Annotated in this window: 13 protein-coding genes; 12 read left to right on the forward strand and 1 reads right to left on the reverse strand. The window is 67.9% G+C overall.

What is annotated here, in order from left to right; all coding sequences use genetic code 11:
• Window positions 1–7 precede the first annotated feature (7 nt).
• The 7 genes from AACH06_RS00215 to AACH06_RS00245 all read left to right on the forward strand — a co-directional run bounded on the left by AACH06_RS00215 (window position 8) and on the right by AACH06_RS00245 (window position 9,921).
• Window positions 8–247 carry a DUF1653 domain-containing protein gene (locus tag AACH06_RS00215; RefSeq protein WP_341423570.1) on the forward strand — a complete coding sequence of 80 codons (240 nt, stop codon included), beginning with the start codon at window positions 8–10 and terminating at the stop codon, window positions 245–247.
• Window positions 248–337: 90 nt separating this feature from the next.
• The gene (locus tag AACH06_RS00220; protein WP_341423571.1) at window positions 338–1,372 is read left to right on the forward strand and encodes a hypothetical protein; all 1,035 of its coding nucleotides are present in this window, start codon (window positions 338–340) and stop codon (window positions 1,370–1,372) included.
• 244 nt (window positions 1,373–1,616) lie between these two features.
• Window positions 1,617–3,425 carry a GGDEF domain-containing protein gene (locus AACH06_RS00225; protein ID WP_341423572.1) on the forward strand — a complete coding sequence of 603 codons (1,809 nt, stop codon included), beginning with the start codon at window positions 1,617–1,619 and terminating at the stop codon, window positions 3,423–3,425.
• Between the two features lie 412 nt (window positions 3,426–3,837).
• Complete coding sequence (locus AACH06_RS00230) at window positions 3,838–5,670, forward strand: diguanylate cyclase (RefSeq protein ID WP_341423573.1); 1,833 nt, start codon at window positions 3,838–3,840, stop codon at window positions 5,668–5,670.
• 590 nt (window positions 5,671–6,260) lie between these two features.
• Window positions 6,261–7,601: a DUF3500 domain-containing protein gene (locus AACH06_RS00235; protein WP_341423574.1), complete on the forward strand. Its 1,341-nt coding sequence runs from the start codon at window positions 6,261–6,263 to the stop codon at window positions 7,599–7,601.
• 45 nt (window positions 7,602–7,646) lie between these two features.
• On the forward strand, window positions 7,647–8,750 hold the full coding sequence (locus AACH06_RS00240) for a DUF3500 domain-containing protein (RefSeq protein WP_341423575.1): 1,104 nt from the start codon (window positions 7,647–7,649) through the stop codon (window positions 8,748–8,750).
• A 13-nt stretch (window positions 8,751–8,763) separates the two neighbouring features.
• The gene (locus tag AACH06_RS00245; RefSeq protein ID WP_341423576.1) at window positions 8,764–9,921 is read left to right on the forward strand and encodes a HupE/UreJ family protein; all 1,158 of its coding nucleotides are present in this window, start codon (window positions 8,764–8,766) and stop codon (window positions 9,919–9,921) included.
• A gap of 25 nt (window positions 9,922–9,946) precedes the next feature.
• Here AACH06_RS00245 and AACH06_RS00250 read toward each other — a convergent pair whose 3' ends face one another.
• Entirely contained in the window at window positions 9,947–10,858 is a 912-nt protein-coding gene (locus AACH06_RS00250) for a LysR family transcriptional regulator (RefSeq protein ID WP_341423577.1), read from the reverse strand.
• Window positions 10,859–11,009: 151 nt separating this feature from the next.
• On the opposite strand from AACH06_RS00250, the gene AACH06_RS00255 reads away from it, so the two are divergent.
• From AACH06_RS00255 to AACH06_RS00275, 5 genes are read left to right on the forward strand one after another with little or no spacing between them, the layout of a single operon-like run.
• Entirely contained in the window at window positions 11,010–11,525 is a 516-nt protein-coding gene (locus AACH06_RS00255; RefSeq protein ID WP_341423578.1) for a TRAP transporter small permease, read from the forward strand.
• Window positions 11,522–12,844, forward strand: a complete 1,323-nt coding sequence (locus tag AACH06_RS00260; RefSeq protein WP_341423579.1) for a TRAP transporter large permease — start codon at window positions 11,522–11,524, stop codon at window positions 12,842–12,844. The genes AACH06_RS00255 and AACH06_RS00260 overlap by 4 nt, the downstream gene beginning before the upstream one ends.
• Window positions 12,845–12,898: 54 nt before the next feature.
• On the forward strand, window positions 12,899–13,921 hold the full coding sequence (locus tag AACH06_RS00265) for a TRAP transporter substrate-binding protein (protein WP_341423580.1): 1,023 nt from the start codon (window positions 12,899–12,901) through the stop codon (window positions 13,919–13,921).
• Window positions 13,922–13,962: 41 nt separating this feature from the next.
• Window positions 13,963–15,699 carry a tannase/feruloyl esterase family alpha/beta hydrolase gene (locus AACH06_RS00270; protein WP_341423581.1) on the forward strand — a complete coding sequence of 579 codons (1,737 nt, stop codon included), beginning with the start codon at window positions 13,963–13,965 and terminating at the stop codon, window positions 15,697–15,699.
• 60 nt (window positions 15,700–15,759) lie between these two features.
• Complete coding sequence (locus AACH06_RS00275) at window positions 15,760–17,052, forward strand: gallate dioxygenase (RefSeq protein ID WP_341423582.1); 1,293 nt, start codon at window positions 15,760–15,762, stop codon at window positions 17,050–17,052.
• The last annotated feature ends 35 nt before the right edge of the window (window positions 17,053–17,087 follow it).

Raw genomic sequence — 17,087 nt, forward strand, 5'->3', positions numbered from 1 at the left:
TGCGTCCATGAGCAACGCCGACGACCTGCCGCCTTTGCCCGATGCGCCCTTGGGCCGGTATCGCCACTACAAGGGCGGCGAATACGAGGTGGTGGGCGTAGCCCGACACAGTGAATCGCTGGAGCCCCTGGTCGTCTACCGCCCGCTGTACAACGCGACGGGGCTGTGGGTGCGGCCGCACGCGATGTTCTTCGGCACGCTCGAGATCGACGGCCAGCAGGTGCCCCGGTTCGCCCGGCTGACTTGAGCCGCGGGCGCGCGCCCGGAAGCGGGCAGGGCCGCCTGGCCCGGAATTCGCGTCTTCCGTTCTCCACCGATCAATCTTCCAGGTTCACCCATGCAAACCAAGACGTGGCGGGCACGCGCTGCCGCCGCAACCCTGCTCACCGCTCACCTGAGCGTGGCGCTGGCGACCACCTTCGAAGTGAAGGAGATGCCCGTCATCGAGCCGCCGACGACGGACCCGTACCACCGCCCGCGCGAGATCGATGCGTCGGGCCGCATCCTGGTGAACGTGCAGGATCGCCGGCACCAGCAGGTCTTTTTCCTCAGTGAGCGATGCCGGCCCGAGCGATGCCGCCGGATCACGCCCCGGGGCTACTCGACGTCGTGGGCGTCGATGAATGCGGCGGGCCAGATGGCCGGCGAAGTCTGGATCGATGGCACCTCCTGGGCTGCGCGGCATGACCCGTCCGCGGGCGAGGCCTATCTCACCCAAGGCGCGGCCCGGGGCATCAATGCGTCGGGTGTGGTCGTGGGCAACACGCTGGATCTCCATCCGTTCGTCTACGGCACGCGCTTGCAGTGGATCCCGATGCCGGGCGACCGCCAGGGGATCGCTGCCGCCATCAACGATCAGGGCGTGGTGGTGGGGCACTTCTTCGATGCGGATGCCCACCAGCGTGCATTCGTGAACCGCGACGGCACCACGAAAGAGCTTTTGCCCGATGCGCCGCGCTACACCGACTCGACCGCCACCGACATCAACGGCGCGGGCATCGCGGTAGGTTGTGCCCAGGCGTCACCGGGGCAGGCTCAGATGGCCGTGCGCTTTGAAGCCGGGGCGGTGGTCACCCTTGGTGAACTGGTCAGCGGCACACGCAGTGGCACCTGTGCGCAGGCGGTCAACGAGTCGGGCCGCCTGGTCGTCGGCTACAGCGGGGTCGACCCGCTCGACGCCACCAAGCTGCACGGTTTCGTGCACGACGGCACGACCATGCGCGACCTCAACCAACTGCTGCGCGCGGAAGACGCTGGGCGATACACCATCTACAGCGCGGTGGACGTGAACAACGCCGGGCAGATCGCCGCCCAGGCGATCCGCGTCTCCGATGGTGCCTGGGTGGCTGTGCGGCTGGAACCGATTCCCTGATCAACACAGGGCGGAGACCAAGGCGGCCACCAAGCCGGCGCCCGGTTGCACGGCCGGCCGCCGTTGAGTCGGGCTGCGCGGGGCACCCTTCGCTCGGTGTCGATCCCGCGTGACCGCGGTGACGCCCCCCTCGGTTACCGGCGAGTACATGGGCAGAGGGGCGGCTGGGTAGGATGCGGCGTCATTCAGCCGCCTTCCTGCCTGCCTCCCTACCTGCGGTCCCGCAAGGCTGCAGGCCCCGCCCATGCCTGCGCCACGACACCCTGACAACGCTTCCCCGAATGAGGGCGATGGCGACCCCGTGGAACCGCTGCATTCGCCCGGCGAGAGGGGGTTTGCGCAGATGGTGGGCGCGATGGGCCGGCCCGCCCCGGCGCGCCGGCGCCGCCAGCGTGCCGCGGAGTCGCGAGAGCCGGCCTCCACCGCCACGCCGGAGTCGCCTGGCGAGGCGCTCGAGCGCGCCCTGATGATGGTGCGCGGCGGCCAGGTCGAGGCTGGCATGGCGCTGTGCCATGAGTGGTGGCCCCGCCTGTCCGAGGCGGAAGACCGGCTGCACATGGGCATCTGCCAGCATGTGCTGGCCGTCGGCTACCACTACAACGGCAAGCTGAAGGAGGCCTTGACCACGGGCTACCTGGGCCTGGAACTGTTGACCCTCGTGGGCGAAACCGAGCGGCGCCTGCGCCTGATGTCGTTGCATGCCATCACGCTGGCGCAACTGGGGCAGGCGGCCGAGGCGATGGAGTTGCTGGGGCGCGCGGTCGAGTTGCTGCCGCAGGTGGCCGACAGCCCTTGGCAGCAGTGCGTGTTCTGGAACAACGCCGGCACCGTCTACGAGAGCCTCGGGCAGATCGACGAAGCCCTGTCTGCGCTCGAACGTTGCACCGAGCTGGCGCCCCGCTTCGACGAGCCGAGCATCAAGGCGATATCGCGGGGCAACCTGCTGACGCTGCGGCTGACCACCTTGCAGCGCCATGCGGCCGGTGTCGACCGCGTTCTGGCCGCCTACGCCGAGCTGTGCCGCCATCTCGATGCCTTGATGGACGAGGGCCGCCAGCATCTGGTGACCAACTACGCCGCCGAGGCGGCTGACGTGATGATCCAGCGCGGTGAGATGGACGAGGCGCGCAGCCTGTTGCGGCTGGGCATGAAAGCGGCGACCGCCACCGCCTTGGGGCCCAAGCGCGCCACCCTGGAGCTGCGCTTTGCCCGCGTGGAACGGCTCAGCGGCCACCTTCGCCTGGCCGCCGCGCATGTGGCGGAGGCGCTCACCCTGGTGGGCGAAAGCCAGGATCTCGAGCTGCTGGCCCGCGTGCATCTGGAGAACAGCCAGTTGCAGGAAGCGCAGGGCCACTGGCGTGCGGCCCTGGACTCGTACAAGCGCCATGCCGAGACGCGCGAGACCTGGTTGGCCGCGCAGGCCGAGGGGCGCTCGCAGGCGCTGGCGGCGCGGGTGGACGTGGAGCGCAACCGGGTCGAGGCCGAGCTGGCGCGATTGCGCCAGGCCGAACTCCAGAAGCAGGTCGAGCACCTGGTGGAAGAAGCCGGCCTGCTCAAACGCCAGGCCGAGGAAGACCCGCTCACCGGCCTGGCGAACCGCCGGCATTTCGAGCGGCGCGCTGAGCAACTGCGCGCCGACGCGCCGGCTGCGCGGCCGCTGGTTCTTTTGATCGGAGACATCGACCACTTCAAGCGCATCAACGATCTTCATTCGCACACCTTGGGTGATGAGGTGCTGCGGACCATCGGCCGGCTGATGCGTGAGCACTTGCGCCCTCACGACGCCGTGGCGCGCTGGGGTGGCGAGGAGTTTGTCGTGGCTTTCGGAGCCGGCCTCACGCTGGCCCAGGCCTTGACCGTGGCGCATCGGCTGCGCCACACGATCGAGCGGCACGCCTGGGCGGTGATCACCCCAGGGCTGCAGGTGACAATGAGCCTCGGTCTGGCCGAGTGCCGGCCCGGCGAATCGCTCACCGAGGCCCTGCAGCGCGCCGACGCTGCGCTGTACGAGTGCAAGAAGGGCGGCCGCAATCAGGTGCGCACCGCGATTTAGGGCGTGTTCACACGACGCAGCCCCGATGCGTTGCCACCAGAACCGGTCGAGCGCGAGGCGTCAATCGAAGCCGGGGTGCGGCCCCGGCGAGGCTTTGCAACGCCGAGGGCGGCTGGTTCTGGTGGCAACCCTTCGGGAACGGGCCGTCCAGGGCGCATGGCGGCGTTGCCCAACTTGCCCAGGCGCCAGCCTCGGCGGCGTCGGGCGCCTTGCCCTGCATCCCTGGACAACCCGTTCGCACGGGGCTGCGTCGTTTGAACACGCCCTGTAGCGCTTTCCCCACCTGGGTCACCGGGCGCTGAGCGCAGCCTCTATCCTCTCGCGCTCGCGTCGCGCCTGGGCCCCTCGGCGCGGCGATTGCCCGTGGCTGGGGATGGCCGGCCTTCGCTTTGCCCTGTGAGAACGCTTTCCCATGTTGCCTCCCCGCTCTCGTTCGACGCTGCCTTCGCCGCCCGATGAGGCCACACCGCCCGGCGGTGGGCGCCCGGCTGGATCGGCCCCGCCAGCCTCGCCAGGTGAACTGGGCTTCGCGCAAATCGTCGGGGCGGTGCGCACACGGCCGCTGGCACCGAAGGCCACCCGGAAGAAGGTGCTCGCCGAAGCGGTCCCAACCCCGGCGCCGCCCGAGACCCCGGCGGCCGCGCTCGAGCGTGCGGCGGCGATGGTGCGTGGAGGCCAGATGGAGGCGGGCATCGCGCTGTGCCTGCAGACCTGGCCGATCGTCTCGGCTGCTGACGATGTGGTGCAGATGGGCATCTGCCAACACATGCTGGCCATCGGCTACCAGTACAGCGGTAACCTGAAAGAGGCACTCACCGCCGGCCACCTCGGCATCGAGCTCTTCACGCGTGCGGCCGATCCGATGCGGCTGCTGCGCCTGATCGCCGCGCATGCCATCACCGTCGCCCAGCTGGGCCAGGCGGCCGAGGCCTTGGAGCTGCTGAACCGCGCCATCCAACTGTTGCCTTTGGTCGGGGACGAGCCTTGGCATCAGTGCGTGTTCTGGAACAACGCGGGCGCCGTGCACCAGGCCTTGGGCCAGACCGACCAGGCGCTCGATGCCTGGGAGCGCTGCATGGAGTTGAACCGCCGACACGACGATCCCAACCTGGCGGCCGTCACCCGCGCGAATCTGCTGGCCTACCGGCTGGTGACGGTGCGCAAGCGGCAGGCCGATCGCGTCGCCATCCAGGCGGTGTACGACGAGCACCGAGCCTTGCTCGACGAGCTGGTGGAGGGCGGCCGGCACCACCTGGTGCTCAACGGGGCCGCAGAGGCGGCCGACGCCATGATCGACATGGGCGAGCTGGACGAGGCGCGCGCGGTGCTGAAGCTGGGAGTGAAGTCGGCCAAGATCGCAGGCCTTGGCCCCAGCCGCGCCAGCCTGGAGTTGCACTTGGCCCGCGTCGAGCGCTTGAGCAACCAGCACCGGCTCGCGGCAGCGCATGTGGCCGAGGCCCTCAAGCTGGTGCAGGAGAGCCAGGACCAGGAGCTGCTCGCGCGGGTGCACCTGGAGAACAGCCTGCTCCAAGAGGCGCAGCAGCACTGGCGCGCCGCGCTCGACTTCTTCAAGCGCCACGCCGAGACCCGCGAGGCGCTGCTGGCCGCACAGGCCGATACCCGGGCCCAGGCGCTGGCCGCCCGTGTGGACGTGGAACGCAGCCGCGTCGATGCCGAGCTGGCCCGGCTGCGCAATGCAGAGCTGCAGCGTCAGGTCGAACACATGGCCGAAGTGGCGGGTGAACTCAAGCGCCAGGCGCTGGAAGACCCGCTCACCGGCTTGGCCAATCGACGGCAGTTCGAGCTGCACCTGGCGCAGTGGCAGGCCGAGCGCGGTGTGGACACGCCGCTGGTGTTGATGATGGGCGACATCGACCACTTCAAGCAGATCAACGACCGCTTCTCGCACGCCACGGGCGACGAGGTGCTGCGCGACATCGCGCGGCTGCTGCGTGAGCATCTGCGACCGCACGATGCCATCGCGCGCTGGGGAGGCGAAGAATTCGTCGTCGCCTTTGGCGGTGGCTTGCCGATGGACCAGGCCATGAACGTGGCCGAACGCCTGCGCGCGATGATCGAGCAGCACGCCTGGGGCCGTGTCGCGGCGGGCTTGTCGGTCACGATGAGCCTTGGCTTGGCGTCGATGGGCCACGACGAGACGATCGAGTCCGCGCTGTGGCGTGCGGATTCGGCGCTGTACGAATCCAAAAAGAACGGCCGCAACCAGGTGCGCTTGGCCCTCTGAACCGGCCCTGCGTTCTGGCTGCGGCCGCCAAACCCCCGATTGCCTTCGGGGGTCGAGTCAACTCCGGGGGTCAACCTTCGTTGACTCCAGAGCACCCAGCATGTCGGGGTCACTCTGCGCGACGTGGCGCAGGTGGAGCGTGCCGTGACGAGCGGCGACTGAACGACCCGCCGTTGATGCAGATCGCCGGCCGGTCACGCTGCCTGGTGCAGTGTTAGACGCTATGCGGAACATAAAACCGCGCCTTCGGCCGCCTGGCGTCGTTGCAAATCCTCGCGATGCCACCGGGCATCGCTGTGGTTTGCGCCTCGCCAGACGACCCAATCCATCGGTTTTCTTCAGTTCCGCCTGGCATCAAACACTGCACTAGAACGCAGTTGTACGGGCCGCGGTCGGGGTGCAGCTACTCGGTGCTAACCCGCTTCGGGTTGATGCGGGTTGGAGGGCGAAGCGCGGTGGCGTTCGCACGGGCGTCACCGCGGCGCGATAACCGGCCGTGATGGCGTCATCTCCTCGGTGATCGTCTGGCAAACCGCCGGCAACGATCACTTTCCATCATCGAGCTCATCTCGCAACAAGAGGTGCAGTTCATGATCAAGCGATGGATGGGGATGCTGTTGCTGGCGCTGGCCGCCAGCCTCGGCGCATGCGGTGGTAGCGGTTCCAGCGATTCGGACGATTCCACCGATGGCGATTCAACGCCGACCATCACCACCTCACCGGCGTCGCAGACGGTGGCCCTCGGTTCGGCGGTGAGCTTCTCGGTGGTGGCCAGCGGCTCGGGCACCCTGAGCTACCAGTGGCGAAAAGCTGGCACCAGCATCAGTGGCGCGACATCGTCCACCTTCAGCATCGCGGCCGTGGCCTCCAGTGATGCCGGCAGCTACGACGTGGTGGTCAGCAACTCGGCCGGCAGCGTCACCAGCAGCGCCGCCACCTTGACCGTCACGACCACCACCACGGGGGCGTTGAGCGAGCAGGCCGCCCAGGCCGCAGAGACCTTCCTGGCCACCCTCAGCTCATCGCAGCAATCAGCGGTGCAGCTGTCGTGGAGCCTCGCCACGGCGCGCCAATGGTCCAACCTGCCGGCTCAGCTGGTCGCGCGCAATGGCATCTCGTGGGGCAGCCTCAGCAGCGCGCAGCAGACGGCTGCGCGAAGCCTGATCGCCACGGCGCTCAGCAGCGCTGGCAACAGCCTGCACGAAGGGCTGCAGGCCGCTGACGACTATCTCGCCGACAACGGCGGTGGCAGCAGCTATGGCCAGGGCCAGTTCTACATCGCGTTCCTCGGCACGCCGTCGGCCAGCAGCTTCTGGTTGCTGCAGCTCAGCGGCCATCACCTCACCTACAACATCGCCTTCAACGGCAGCTACAAGTCGCCCACGCCCGTGTTCCTCGGCATCGAGCCGAAGGGCTCGTTCACCCAGAGCGGCGTGACCTACGACCCGATGCAGGCCCAGCGCACCGCCATGTCGAACCTGGGCGCAGCGCTGACCGCCTATTCGGATGCGCAGCTGAGCGGCACCTACAGCGACCTGCTGTTCGGTGCGAATGGCTCCGGCAACATCGATGGCAGCTGCCCGCGTGACTATGCGAGTGTCGACGACCACGGCGTCGCCTACGGCAGCCTCTCGTCGACCGACCAGGCGTTGGTTCAAGAGGCCATCAAGGCCTACGTCAACACCCAGGCCACCGAGTACGCCGACGAGCTGCTGGCGCAGTACCTCAGCGACACCGCACTGACCTCCACCTACGCCGCCTATGCCGGCAGTGGCACGGTCACCACCAAGGGCAACTACTTCCGCATCGAAGGTCCGCGCGTGTGGATCGAGTTCTCGGTGCAAAGCGGTGTGATCTTCAACAACGACATCCACTTCCACACCATCTGGCGCGACAAGAGTGGCGACTACGGTGGCCAGTGCGGCAGCTGAGTGTCGATTCCCCTTCCTCCACGTCCCACAGAAAGGACTGCCTCCATGAAGAAGACCACCCTCCAACGTGCGTGGCTGATCGCCGCGGCGATCGCCGCTGGCTACAGTACCACGCTCACGACGCCCGCCACGGCCGGCTCGTTGTCTGCCGCCAAGACCGTGCAGACCACCGCCAGCGCCTCGCTGAGCCAGGAGGTCTACACCGCCGCGACGGCCTTCTACAACACGCTCGATTCGTCGCAGCAGTCGACCGTTCAGCTCGACTGGAGCCTCAATGCCGCGCGCCGCTGGTCGAACCTGCCCGCACGCCTGGTGGCCCGCAATGGCATCGCCTGGGGCAACCTCAGCAGTGCCCAGAAAACGGCAGCCAACACCCTGATCGCGACGGCGCTCGGCAAGAAGGGCGCGGCGATGCAGACCGGCTTGATGGCCGCCGACGACTATCTCGCCGCCAACGGTGGCGGCAGCAGCTACGGCCAGGGCAACTACTACATCGCCTTCCTTGGCTCACCGTCGACCAGCAACTTCTGGATGCTGCAGATCACCGGCCACCACCTCACCTGGAACATCGCCTTCAACGGCAGCTATGCCTCGCCGACGCCGGTGTTCATGGGCGTGGAGCCCAAGGGCTCGTTCACCCAGGGTGGCACCACCTACGACCCGATGAAGGCGCAGCGCACCGCGTTCGCAAACCTGGGCGCGGCGCTCACGGCCTACTCGGGCGCCAAGCTCAGCGGCACCTACAGCGACTTGCTGTTCGGCGCCAATGGCTCGGGCAACATTGATGGCACCTGCCCGCGCAACTACGCCAGCGTCACCGATCACGGGCTGCTCTACACCAGCTTGTCCGATGCCGACCAGAAGCTGGTCAAGGCGGCCATCAAGTCGTACGTGAAGACGCAGGCCAAGGAATACGCCGACGACCTGTTGTCGGCGTACCTGGACAGCGCGGCGCTGGCCTCCACCTACGTGGCCTACGCGGGCACGGGCAACGTCACCACCAAGGGCAACTACTTCCGCATCGAAGGCCCGCGGCTGTGGATCGAGTATTCAGTGCAGAACGGGGTGATCTTCAACAGCGAGATCCACTACCACACCATCTGGCGCGACAAGACCGGGGACTATGGTGGCAGCTGCCTGTCGAGCTGATCGGCCGCTGGCGATGAGCATGGCCCGCCGCGTGTGGCTCGCTCTGTGCCTGGGTGTGTGGAGCGTTTGGGCTGGCGCACATCCCATGCCGGAGAGCCAGGTCTGGATCGACACCACACCCGGCGGCCTGCGGCTCACCCTGCAGTTGCCGCTGAACCGCCTGGAGTACGGCTTCGGCCAGCCCTTGGCCGATGAGCCGGACCAGGCCCTGCCGCGGCACGGTGACGCGCTCGCGCGCTACCTGGCGCAGCACGTGATCGCGCGCAGCGGCACGCAGGTCTGGCAGGCCGCGCGGCCGAGCTTGCAGGTGCTGGGCCACGATGCATCGGCCGAGCTGCATGCGGTGATCGAATTGCAGGCGCCGCCTGGTGCCGACCCGCGCACCCCGACGCTGGACATCGACGCGGTGATCCACGAGGTGCGAACCCATCGGGTGCAGGTGTTCCTGCGCAACGACTGGTCCGGTGGTCGCGCCGGCGAGGCGCCGCTGTTGCTGGGTGAGCTGACGCACGGCCACGCGTCATTGCCCCTGAACCTGGCACCGGCGACCGCCGGTGCGAGTGCACTGCGCCTGTTCAAGGCAGGGGCGTGGCACATCGCCGAAGGCACCGATCACCTGCTGTTCCTGCTGCTCCTGGTGATCGTGGCCCCGGCCAGCGCCGCCTCGGGCCGGTGGCTGGCACCCCGGCAGGACGGGCGGGCCGTTCGCCAGTTGGCCTGGGTGGCCACCGCGTTCACCATCGGTCACTCGGTGACGCTGGCGTTGGGCAGCACCGGTGTGCTGGCGCTGCCCTCGCAGCCGGTCGAGATCGCGGTGGCGGTCACCATCGCGGTGGCGGCCTGGCATGCGTGGCGTCCGCTCGTCGTCGATGGTGAGCTGGTGATGGCGCTGGGCTTTGGCCTGATCCACGGCCTGGCGTTCTCGGCCAGTTTGTCTGGCGCCGGTTTGACCGCCTGGCAGCATGCGCAAGCGCTGCTGGCGTTCAACCTGGGCATCGAGGCGATGCAGCTGGCCCTGCTGCTGGTGGTGGCGCCGGTGTTGCTGGCCTGGTGCCGGAAATCCGCCACCGGCTACGACCGGCTGCGTCAGATCGTTGCGGCGGGTGGCGGGTTGATGGCCATCTGGTGGGTGATCGAGCGCGCAGGCGTGGCCGTCGCCGCGGGGGCTTGATCCCTGCATCGGCGGGGCCGGCCGGTCAGGGGCCGGGCGATGCCTGCCGCAGGTGGTGGGCCGCCCGGTGCAGGTGGGCCATGAAGTGCCGCACCGCGGGCTTCAGGGCCGCGTCCGAGCGGGCGAGGGCGCCCAGGCTCAGCTTCAGGGGGCCCTCGGCCACCGGCACGATGTCCAGGTACATCGCGGCGAAGGGATTCGTCGCGATCTGGTAGGGCAGCAAGCCCACACAGTTGCCGCTGGTGATGATCGACAACAGGCCCAGCGTCGAATTCACCAAGGCGCCCGCAGGGGGCGCCTTCAGCCCATGGCGCTCGTACAGCGTTCGGGCATAGCCTGAGTCGGGCGTGGCCCCGGTGTACACCCAGCGGGCGTCGGCCAGATCGGCCAGGTGCCGCGCCTGCGCCAGCGGGTTGCCCTTGCGCACCACGATCACCATCGCGATCGGCATCAGCGTCTCGACCTCGAACTCGCCGTGCGGCAGCTGATCGGGCAGGGGGCCGAGGGCGATATCGACCTCGCCCTTGCGCAAACGCGTGAGCTGGGCGATGTAGAGCTCTTCGATGATGCGCAGCTGGATGTCGGGGAACTCATGCCCGAAGGTGCGCAACGTCTCGGGCACCAGCAGCATCACCGCCAACGGCACCGCGCCGATGGTGAGCGAGCCGGTCATGCGGCCGCCGAGCTGCTGGATCTGTTCGACCGCGTGCGCCAGCTCACGGTCGGCGGCCGTGGCGCGCTCATAGAGAACCATGCCTTGTGCGGTGGCCAGCACGCCGGTCGTCGAGCGCACCAGCAACGTGGTCGACAGCTCGCGTTCCAACTCGCGGATCAGCTTCGTGAGCGCCGGTTGCGACACGCCCAGACGCCGCGCCGCAGAGCGCAGGCTGCCTTCCTCGATCGCCGCAATCAGCGCGCGCAGGCTCGTCAGCTTCATGGCGACAGATGATACCGATCGGTTATCGCGCCGCCATCCGTGCCATCTGCCGGTGCGGGGCCTCGATTCCTAGACTGCCTGCCAGCCCCCATCGACCCGGGGCGGGCGACGGTGGCCACCAGCGGCCGCGGCCTCACAACAGGAGACAACGGTGGATCAACCGGTGGCCGACTCTGCGGCCCTTGAGCGCCTGCTCGACAGGCTCTGCGATGCGAGCGCGGCCTGCGGTGCGCTGGTGCTGATGGCGATGGCGGGCATGACGTTGGTCAGCGTGGTCGGTCGCGCGCTGTTCGCGCATCCCATCCTGGGCGATGTCGAGCTGGTGCAACTGGGCGGCGCGGTGGTCGTCGCGTCCTTCCTGCCCTACACCCAGCAGCGGCGCGCCAACATCATCGTGGACTTTTTCACCACCGGCGCGTCGGCCGCGCTGCAGCGCCGCTTCGACGCCGTGGGCAGCCTGCTCTACACGCTGGTCATGGCGCTGGTCACCTGGCGCGTCGCCGCCGGAGGCGTCGACATCCATGCCGCCCAGGAGCGCTCGATGCTGATGGACCTGCCGATGTGGTGGCCCTACGCCCTGATGCTGCCTGGGTTGTCGCTGTGCGTGGTGATCGGCGCCACACAGACCTGGACCTTGTTCCGCTCGCCGCGCGAGGTGGCTGCATGAGCACCCTGTCGATCGGCCTGACGATGTTCGGTGCCATGCTGTTGCTGATGGCGGTGCGGGTGCCCATCGCGGTGGCGATGTTCGTGCCCGGCGCACTGGGCTATCTGGCGTTGTCGGGCTGGCTGCCGCTGCTCGCGCACCTGAAGGGCGCGGTCTACGGCCGCGTCTCGGTGTACGACCTGTCGGTCATCCCGCTGTTCATGCTGATGGGGGGCCTGGCGGTGCAGGGCGGCCTCTCGAAGGCCTTGTTCGATTTCGCCAATGCGCTGTTGGGGCGCTTTCGCGGCGGCATGGCGATGGCGGGCGTGCTGGCCTGTGCCGCCTTCGGCTCGATCTCGGGCTCGACGGTGGCCACCACCGCGACCATCGCGCAGGTGGCCTACCCGCAGATGCGGCGCATCGGCTACTCGGGCCGTCTGGCCACGGCGGCACTGGCCACCGGCGGCACGATGGGCGTGCTCTTGCCACCGTCGGTGACGCTGATGGTCTACGCCATCCTCACCGAGCAGAACATCACCAAGATGTTCCTGGCCGCCTATGTGCCGGCCCTGGTGGCGGCCGTGGGCTACCTCGTCGCGATCGCCGTGGTGGTGCGCCTTCACCCAGAGCAGGCGCCGGCCGCCCAGGCAGCTTCGCGCGCCGAGTTGATGCAGACGGGCCTGCGGGTGTGGCCCATCGTGGCCATCTTCGCGGTGGTGTTCGGGGGCATCTATGGGGGCCTGTTCACCGCCACGGAGGGGGCAGCCATCGGCAACGTGCTGACGCTGGCCGTCACCGTGCTGCGCGGCGAGATCGACCGCGCCAAGTTCGCGGCCGCCGTGCGCACGACGGCACAGACCAGCGGCATGATCTTTCTCATCTTCATCGGTGCGGACATGATCAACGCGGCGCTCGCGCTGTCGCAATTGCCCGCACAGCTGGCCGAGCTGGTGGGGCACCTGCAGATTCCACCGCTGCTGGTGATGGCCGGCATCATGGTGTTCTACATCCTGCTGGGCTGCGTGATGGACGAGATGAGCATGATTCTGCTCACCGTGCCCACCTTGTTCCCGGTGGTGATGGGCATGGACTTCTTCGGCCTGATGCCGGCCGACAAGGCGTTGTGGTTCGGCATCCTGATCCTCACGGTGTGCGAGATCGGGATGATCTTCCCGCCCGTCGGTCTGAACGTTTACATCATGAATGGTCTGGCGCGGGATGTGCCGATGACCGAGACCTACAAGGGCGTCGTGCCCTTTCTGCTGACCGACGGGCTGCGCCTGTCGCTGTTGATCAGCTTCCCCGCGGTGGCCCTGTGGCTGGTCCACCGACTCACCTGACCGGACGCACTCCTTTCGCGGCTCGGCGACCCTTCACATCCATCAGGAGACCCCATGAAGTTTCGGCACATCGTGGCTGCCGCGGCCTTGCTGGCCGCCGCGGGAGCGCTGCAGGCCCAGGAAGTGACCCTGAAGGTGCACTTCTTCCTGCCCGCCAGCTCGTTCGCCAACACCTTGTTCATCCAGCCCTGGTGCGACAAGGTGGCTGCTGAATCGAACCAGCGCATCAAGTGCCAGAGCTATCCGTCGATGCAACTGGGCGGCACGCCACCGCAGTTGTACGAGCAGGTGCGAGACGGCGTGGCCGATGTGGTGTGGACGCTGCCCGGCTACACCGCAGGCCGTTTCCCGAGTGTGGAGGTGTTCGAGCTGCCCTTCATGATGCAGAACCCCGAGGCCACCAGCAAAGCCCTGTGGGACTATGTGCAGACGCACAGCCAGGCCGAGTTCAAGGATGTGCACCTGCTGGCCACCCACGTGCATGGCGACGGCGTCTTCCACCTCACGGGCAAGCCGGTGAAGACCATGGCCGATCTGCGGGGGCTGAAGCTGCGGGCCCCCACGCGACTGACCAACAAGTTCATCGCGATGCTGGGGGCCACGCCTGTCAGCATGCCGGTGCCGCAGGTGGGTGATGCGATGTCCAAAGGCGTGATCGACGGCGCCGTGGTGCCGTACGAGGTGGTGCCATCGGTCAAGCTGCAGGAGCTGTCCAAGTTCCACTCCGAGACCGATCCCGCCGAGCCGGCGTTCTACACCTCGACCTTCATCTTCGCCATGAACAAGGCGAAGTACGACGCGTTGCCGGCCGACCTGAAGAAGGTGATCGACGCGAACAGTGGCCAGGCCCTCTCGGGCGAGATTGGCAAGGCCTTTCTGAAGGCCGATGGCATCGGCAAGCGCATGGTCAACGCCAAAGACGTCAACGTGATCCCGGCGAGCGAGCTGGCGTCCTGGAAGGTGGTCGGCCAGAAGCTGGCGGCCGACTGGGTCACCGAGATGAACGGCAAAGGCTTGCCCGGCTCGCGGATGCTGGACGACGCCAAGGCCTTGATCGCGAAGTACGCCAAGCCCTGAGCGGGCCCCCAAGACAGACATTCCCCAGAGGAGATCTTTCCATGAAGAACCGCAGTGGAACCCGTGCGGCCGCGTGGTGCGCAGCCGCGTTCGCCGGCTTGTTGATGCAAGGCTGTGCCGCGCCCGCGCAAGCGGCCAAGATCGGCCGCTTCGATCCGGTGCAGCCGGTGATGGACTGCGCGGCCGTGCCGGGCCTCGACCTCTCCGGCGTCACCGATGGCAGCGTCACGGTGGCCTCGGCCACGGTGGTCACCACCGGTGTGGCACCCTACTGTGAGGTGCGGGGCACCATCTCGCCCGCCAACACCTTCATCGTTCGCCTGCCGACGCAGGGCTGGACCCAGCGCTATGTGCAAACCGGTTGCGGTGGCCTGTGCGGCAATGCCAACATCGACTTTGGCAAGGGCGCCGATTGCCAGCCAGTGAAGGATGGCACCGTGGCCAGCGCCACCACCGACATGGGTCACCAGGGCCCCGGGTCGCCGATGGGTTCGTGGGCGGCCGCCAACCCACAGGCGCAGATCGATTTCGCCTGGCGCGGGGTGCACGCCACCTCGCAAGTCGCCAAGGCGCTGATCGCTCGCTTCTATGGTCGCGCCCAGCAGACGGCCTACTTCATCGGTTGTTCGGACGGCGGCCGTGAGGCGCTGATGGAAGCGCAGCGCTACCCCGAAGATTTCGACGGCATCGTGGCGGGGGCGCCAGCCGCCAACATGGTGGTGCAGAACACCTACCACCACGGCTGGAACGTGATGGCCAACAAGTATGCGAACGGCCAGTACATCCTGCTCGCGTCCAAACTGCCGATGCTGCACGAGGCGGTGTTGCGGGCCTGTGATGGTGTGGACGGTCTGGCCGATGGCTTGATCGACGACCCTCGCCGCTGCCACTTCGACCCCGCATCGATCGTGTGCACACCCGGGCAGGACACCAGCACCTGCCTCACCCCCGCCGAGGCCGAGGTGGTGCGCAAGCTGCACGATGGCGCCACGGATGCGCAAGGCCACTTCCTGGAGCAGAAGGGCTCGCACCCCTGGGGCTCGGAATTGCTGTGGACGCTGTTCGTGCCGAGCGCCCAAGGCCAGACGGTGTTCAGCGAGAGCATCGCGGTGTTGCCATTCGCGCGCTATCTCGCCTACTACAACACGGCCAGTCCGAACTGGCAGCTCACCGATTTGAAGTTCGACGCCGATGGGTTCTGGAAGACGGTGCAGACCTCGGCCTACCTGTCGGCCACCGACCCCGACCTGAGCGCCTTCCGACAGCGGGGTGGCAAGCTGCTGCTGTGGCACGGCTGGAACGACCAGCACATCCCGGCCTCGGCCACGCTGAACTATTGGCGTGCCATGGAGACGACGATGGGCCGCCCGGTGGTCGACAGCTTTGCCCGTCTGTACCTGCTGCCTGGCGTGGGCCATTGCGGCGGTGGCGAAGGCCCTGATTCGATCGACCTGCTCAGCGAGATGATGGCCTGGGTGGAGCGGGGCAACGCGCCGTACCGGGTTGTCGCGTCGAAGGTGGTGGACGGCGCTGTCACCCGCAGTCGCCCGGTCTACCCCTACCCGAAGGTGGCGCGCTACGGCGGCACCGGCAGCATCGACGACGCTGCCAACTTCGTGGCCTACCGGCCCCCGGTGGAATCAGACGGCGACTTCGACTACGGCTGGATGGGCCGGCAGCTCTACAGCCATGGCTACCAGGCGGCCTGCACGGCGCAGGGCACCGAGCTGGTGTGCGTGCCCTCGCAGCTGCCGTTCGGCCGCGGCACCAGCCGTTAGGCAAGCCATGGGCACGGTGCCTGCGCACATCAACCACGATCCCACGGGAGGACTTTCGACATGGCTCGCATCATCGGCGGCATCGCGGCGTCGCACACACCGACCATCGGCTTCGCCTTTGACCGCGACAAGCGGAACGACCCGGTCTGGGCACCGATCTTCGAAGCCTTTGAGCCCGTGCGCGGCTGGATCGAGCGCCAGCGGCCCGATGTGCTGCTGATGGTCTACAACGACCACGTCACCTCGTTCTTCTTTGACCACTACTCGGCTTTCACGCTGGGTGTGGGGGAACGCTGGTCGGTGGCCGACGAGGGCGGCGGTGCGCGCGACCTGCCCTCCATCGCCGGCCACCCGGCTCTGGCGGCGCACATCGGGCGCTCGCTGATGACCGATGAGTTCGACATGTCGTTCTTCCAGGATCGGCCGCTGGACCACGGCTGCTTCTCGCCCTTGTCGGTGATGTGCGGGCACGATGCGGGCGGCTGGCCGGTGAAGCTGCTGCCTTTGCAGATGGGGGTGCTGCAGTTCCCCATCCCCAGCGCGCGACGCTGCTGGAAACTGGGCCAGGCCTTGCGCCGGGCGATCGAGAGCTACCCCGAAGACCTGCGTGTGGCCATCGTTGCCACCGGAGGGCTGTCGCACCAGGTGCACGGCGAGCGTGCCGGGTTCAACAACCCGGCCTGGGATGAACGCTTTCTCGATCTCTTCGAGCGCGACCCCGAGGCGCTGGCAGTTCTCACCCACGCCGAATACGCGGAATGGGGCGGGCTGGAGGGCGCCGAGGTCATCATGTGGCTGACGATGCGTGGGGCGCTGGCGGCCCAGGTCCGATGCCTGCACCGCAGCTACTACCTGCCGTCGATGACGGGCATCGCCACCGCCATCTACGAGCCGGTGGAGCAAGCGCCGCTGCCGAGCGCCGTGGCGCGCCACCGCGCCCGGATGGCCACGCAGCTGGAGGGCGCGCAGCGGCTGAGCGGAACCTACCCGTTCACCATCGAGCGCTGCGTGCAGGCGTATCGGTTGAACCAGTACCTGCACAGCCTGATCGACCCGGCAGTGCGTGAGCGCTTTCTGGCCGATGAGGCCACCAGCATGCGCGAGGCCGGCCTCACCGAGGTCGAACGCGAGATGGTGCGCTCGCGCGATTGGCGCGCGCTCATCCACTACGGCGTCATCTTCTTCATGCTGGAGAAGCTGGGCGCCGTCGTGGGGGTGTCGAACCTGCACATCTACGCGGCGATGCGCGGCGAGACGCTGGAGGCCTTCCAGCGCACCCGCAATGCCCCGGGTGCCCTGTACTCGGTGGCCGGCAAGCAGGCGACCGACCTGGCGTGGAGCGAGGCCAAGTAGTTCGCGCCCGTCGGGCCGGCGCCGCGCGGGCCCGT

The organism is Ideonella lacteola, assembly GCF_038066555.1.
In the GTDB taxonomy this organism is placed as follows: Bacteria; Pseudomonadota; Gammaproteobacteria; order Burkholderiales; family Burkholderiaceae_C; genus Ideonella; species Ideonella lacteola.

Coding starts and splice junctions, on each gene's coding strand:
- AACH06_RS00235 (WP_341423574.1), top strand. CDS start 6,261: ATGATCAAGCGATGGATGGGGATGCTGTTGCTGGCGCTGGCCGCCAGC.
- AACH06_RS00270 (WP_341423581.1), top strand. CDS start 13,963: ATGAAGAACCGCAGTGGAACCCGTGCGGCCGCGTGGTGCGCAGCCGCG.
- AACH06_RS00220 (WP_341423571.1), top strand. CDS start 338: ATGCAAACCAAGACGTGGCGGGCACGCGCTGCCGCCGCAACCCTGCTC.
- AACH06_RS00250 (WP_341423577.1), bottom strand. CDS start 10,858: ATGAAGCTGACGAGCCTGCGCGCGCTGATTGCGGCGATCGAGGAAGGC.
- AACH06_RS00240 (WP_341423575.1), top strand. CDS start 7,647: ATGAAGAAGACCACCCTCCAACGTGCGTGGCTGATCGCCGCGGCGATC.
- AACH06_RS00260 (WP_341423579.1), top strand. CDS start 11,522: ATGAGCACCCTGTCGATCGGCCTGACGATGTTCGGTGCCATGCTGTTG.
- AACH06_RS00275 (WP_341423582.1), top strand. CDS start 15,760: ATGGCTCGCATCATCGGCGGCATCGCGGCGTCGCACACACCGACCATC.
- AACH06_RS00215 (WP_341423570.1), top strand. CDS start 8: ATGAGCAACGCCGACGACCTGCCGCCTTTGCCCGATGCGCCCTTGGGC.
- AACH06_RS00230 (WP_341423573.1), top strand. CDS start 3,838: ATGTTGCCTCCCCGCTCTCGTTCGACGCTGCCTTCGCCGCCCGATGAG.
- AACH06_RS00245 (WP_341423576.1), top strand. CDS start 8,764: ATGAGCATGGCCCGCCGCGTGTGGCTCGCTCTGTGCCTGGGTGTGTGG.
- AACH06_RS00225 (WP_341423572.1), top strand. CDS start 1,617: ATGCCTGCGCCACGACACCCTGACAACGCTTCCCCGAATGAGGGCGAT.
- AACH06_RS00265 (WP_341423580.1), top strand. CDS start 12,899: ATGAAGTTTCGGCACATCGTGGCTGCCGCGGCCTTGCTGGCCGCCGCG.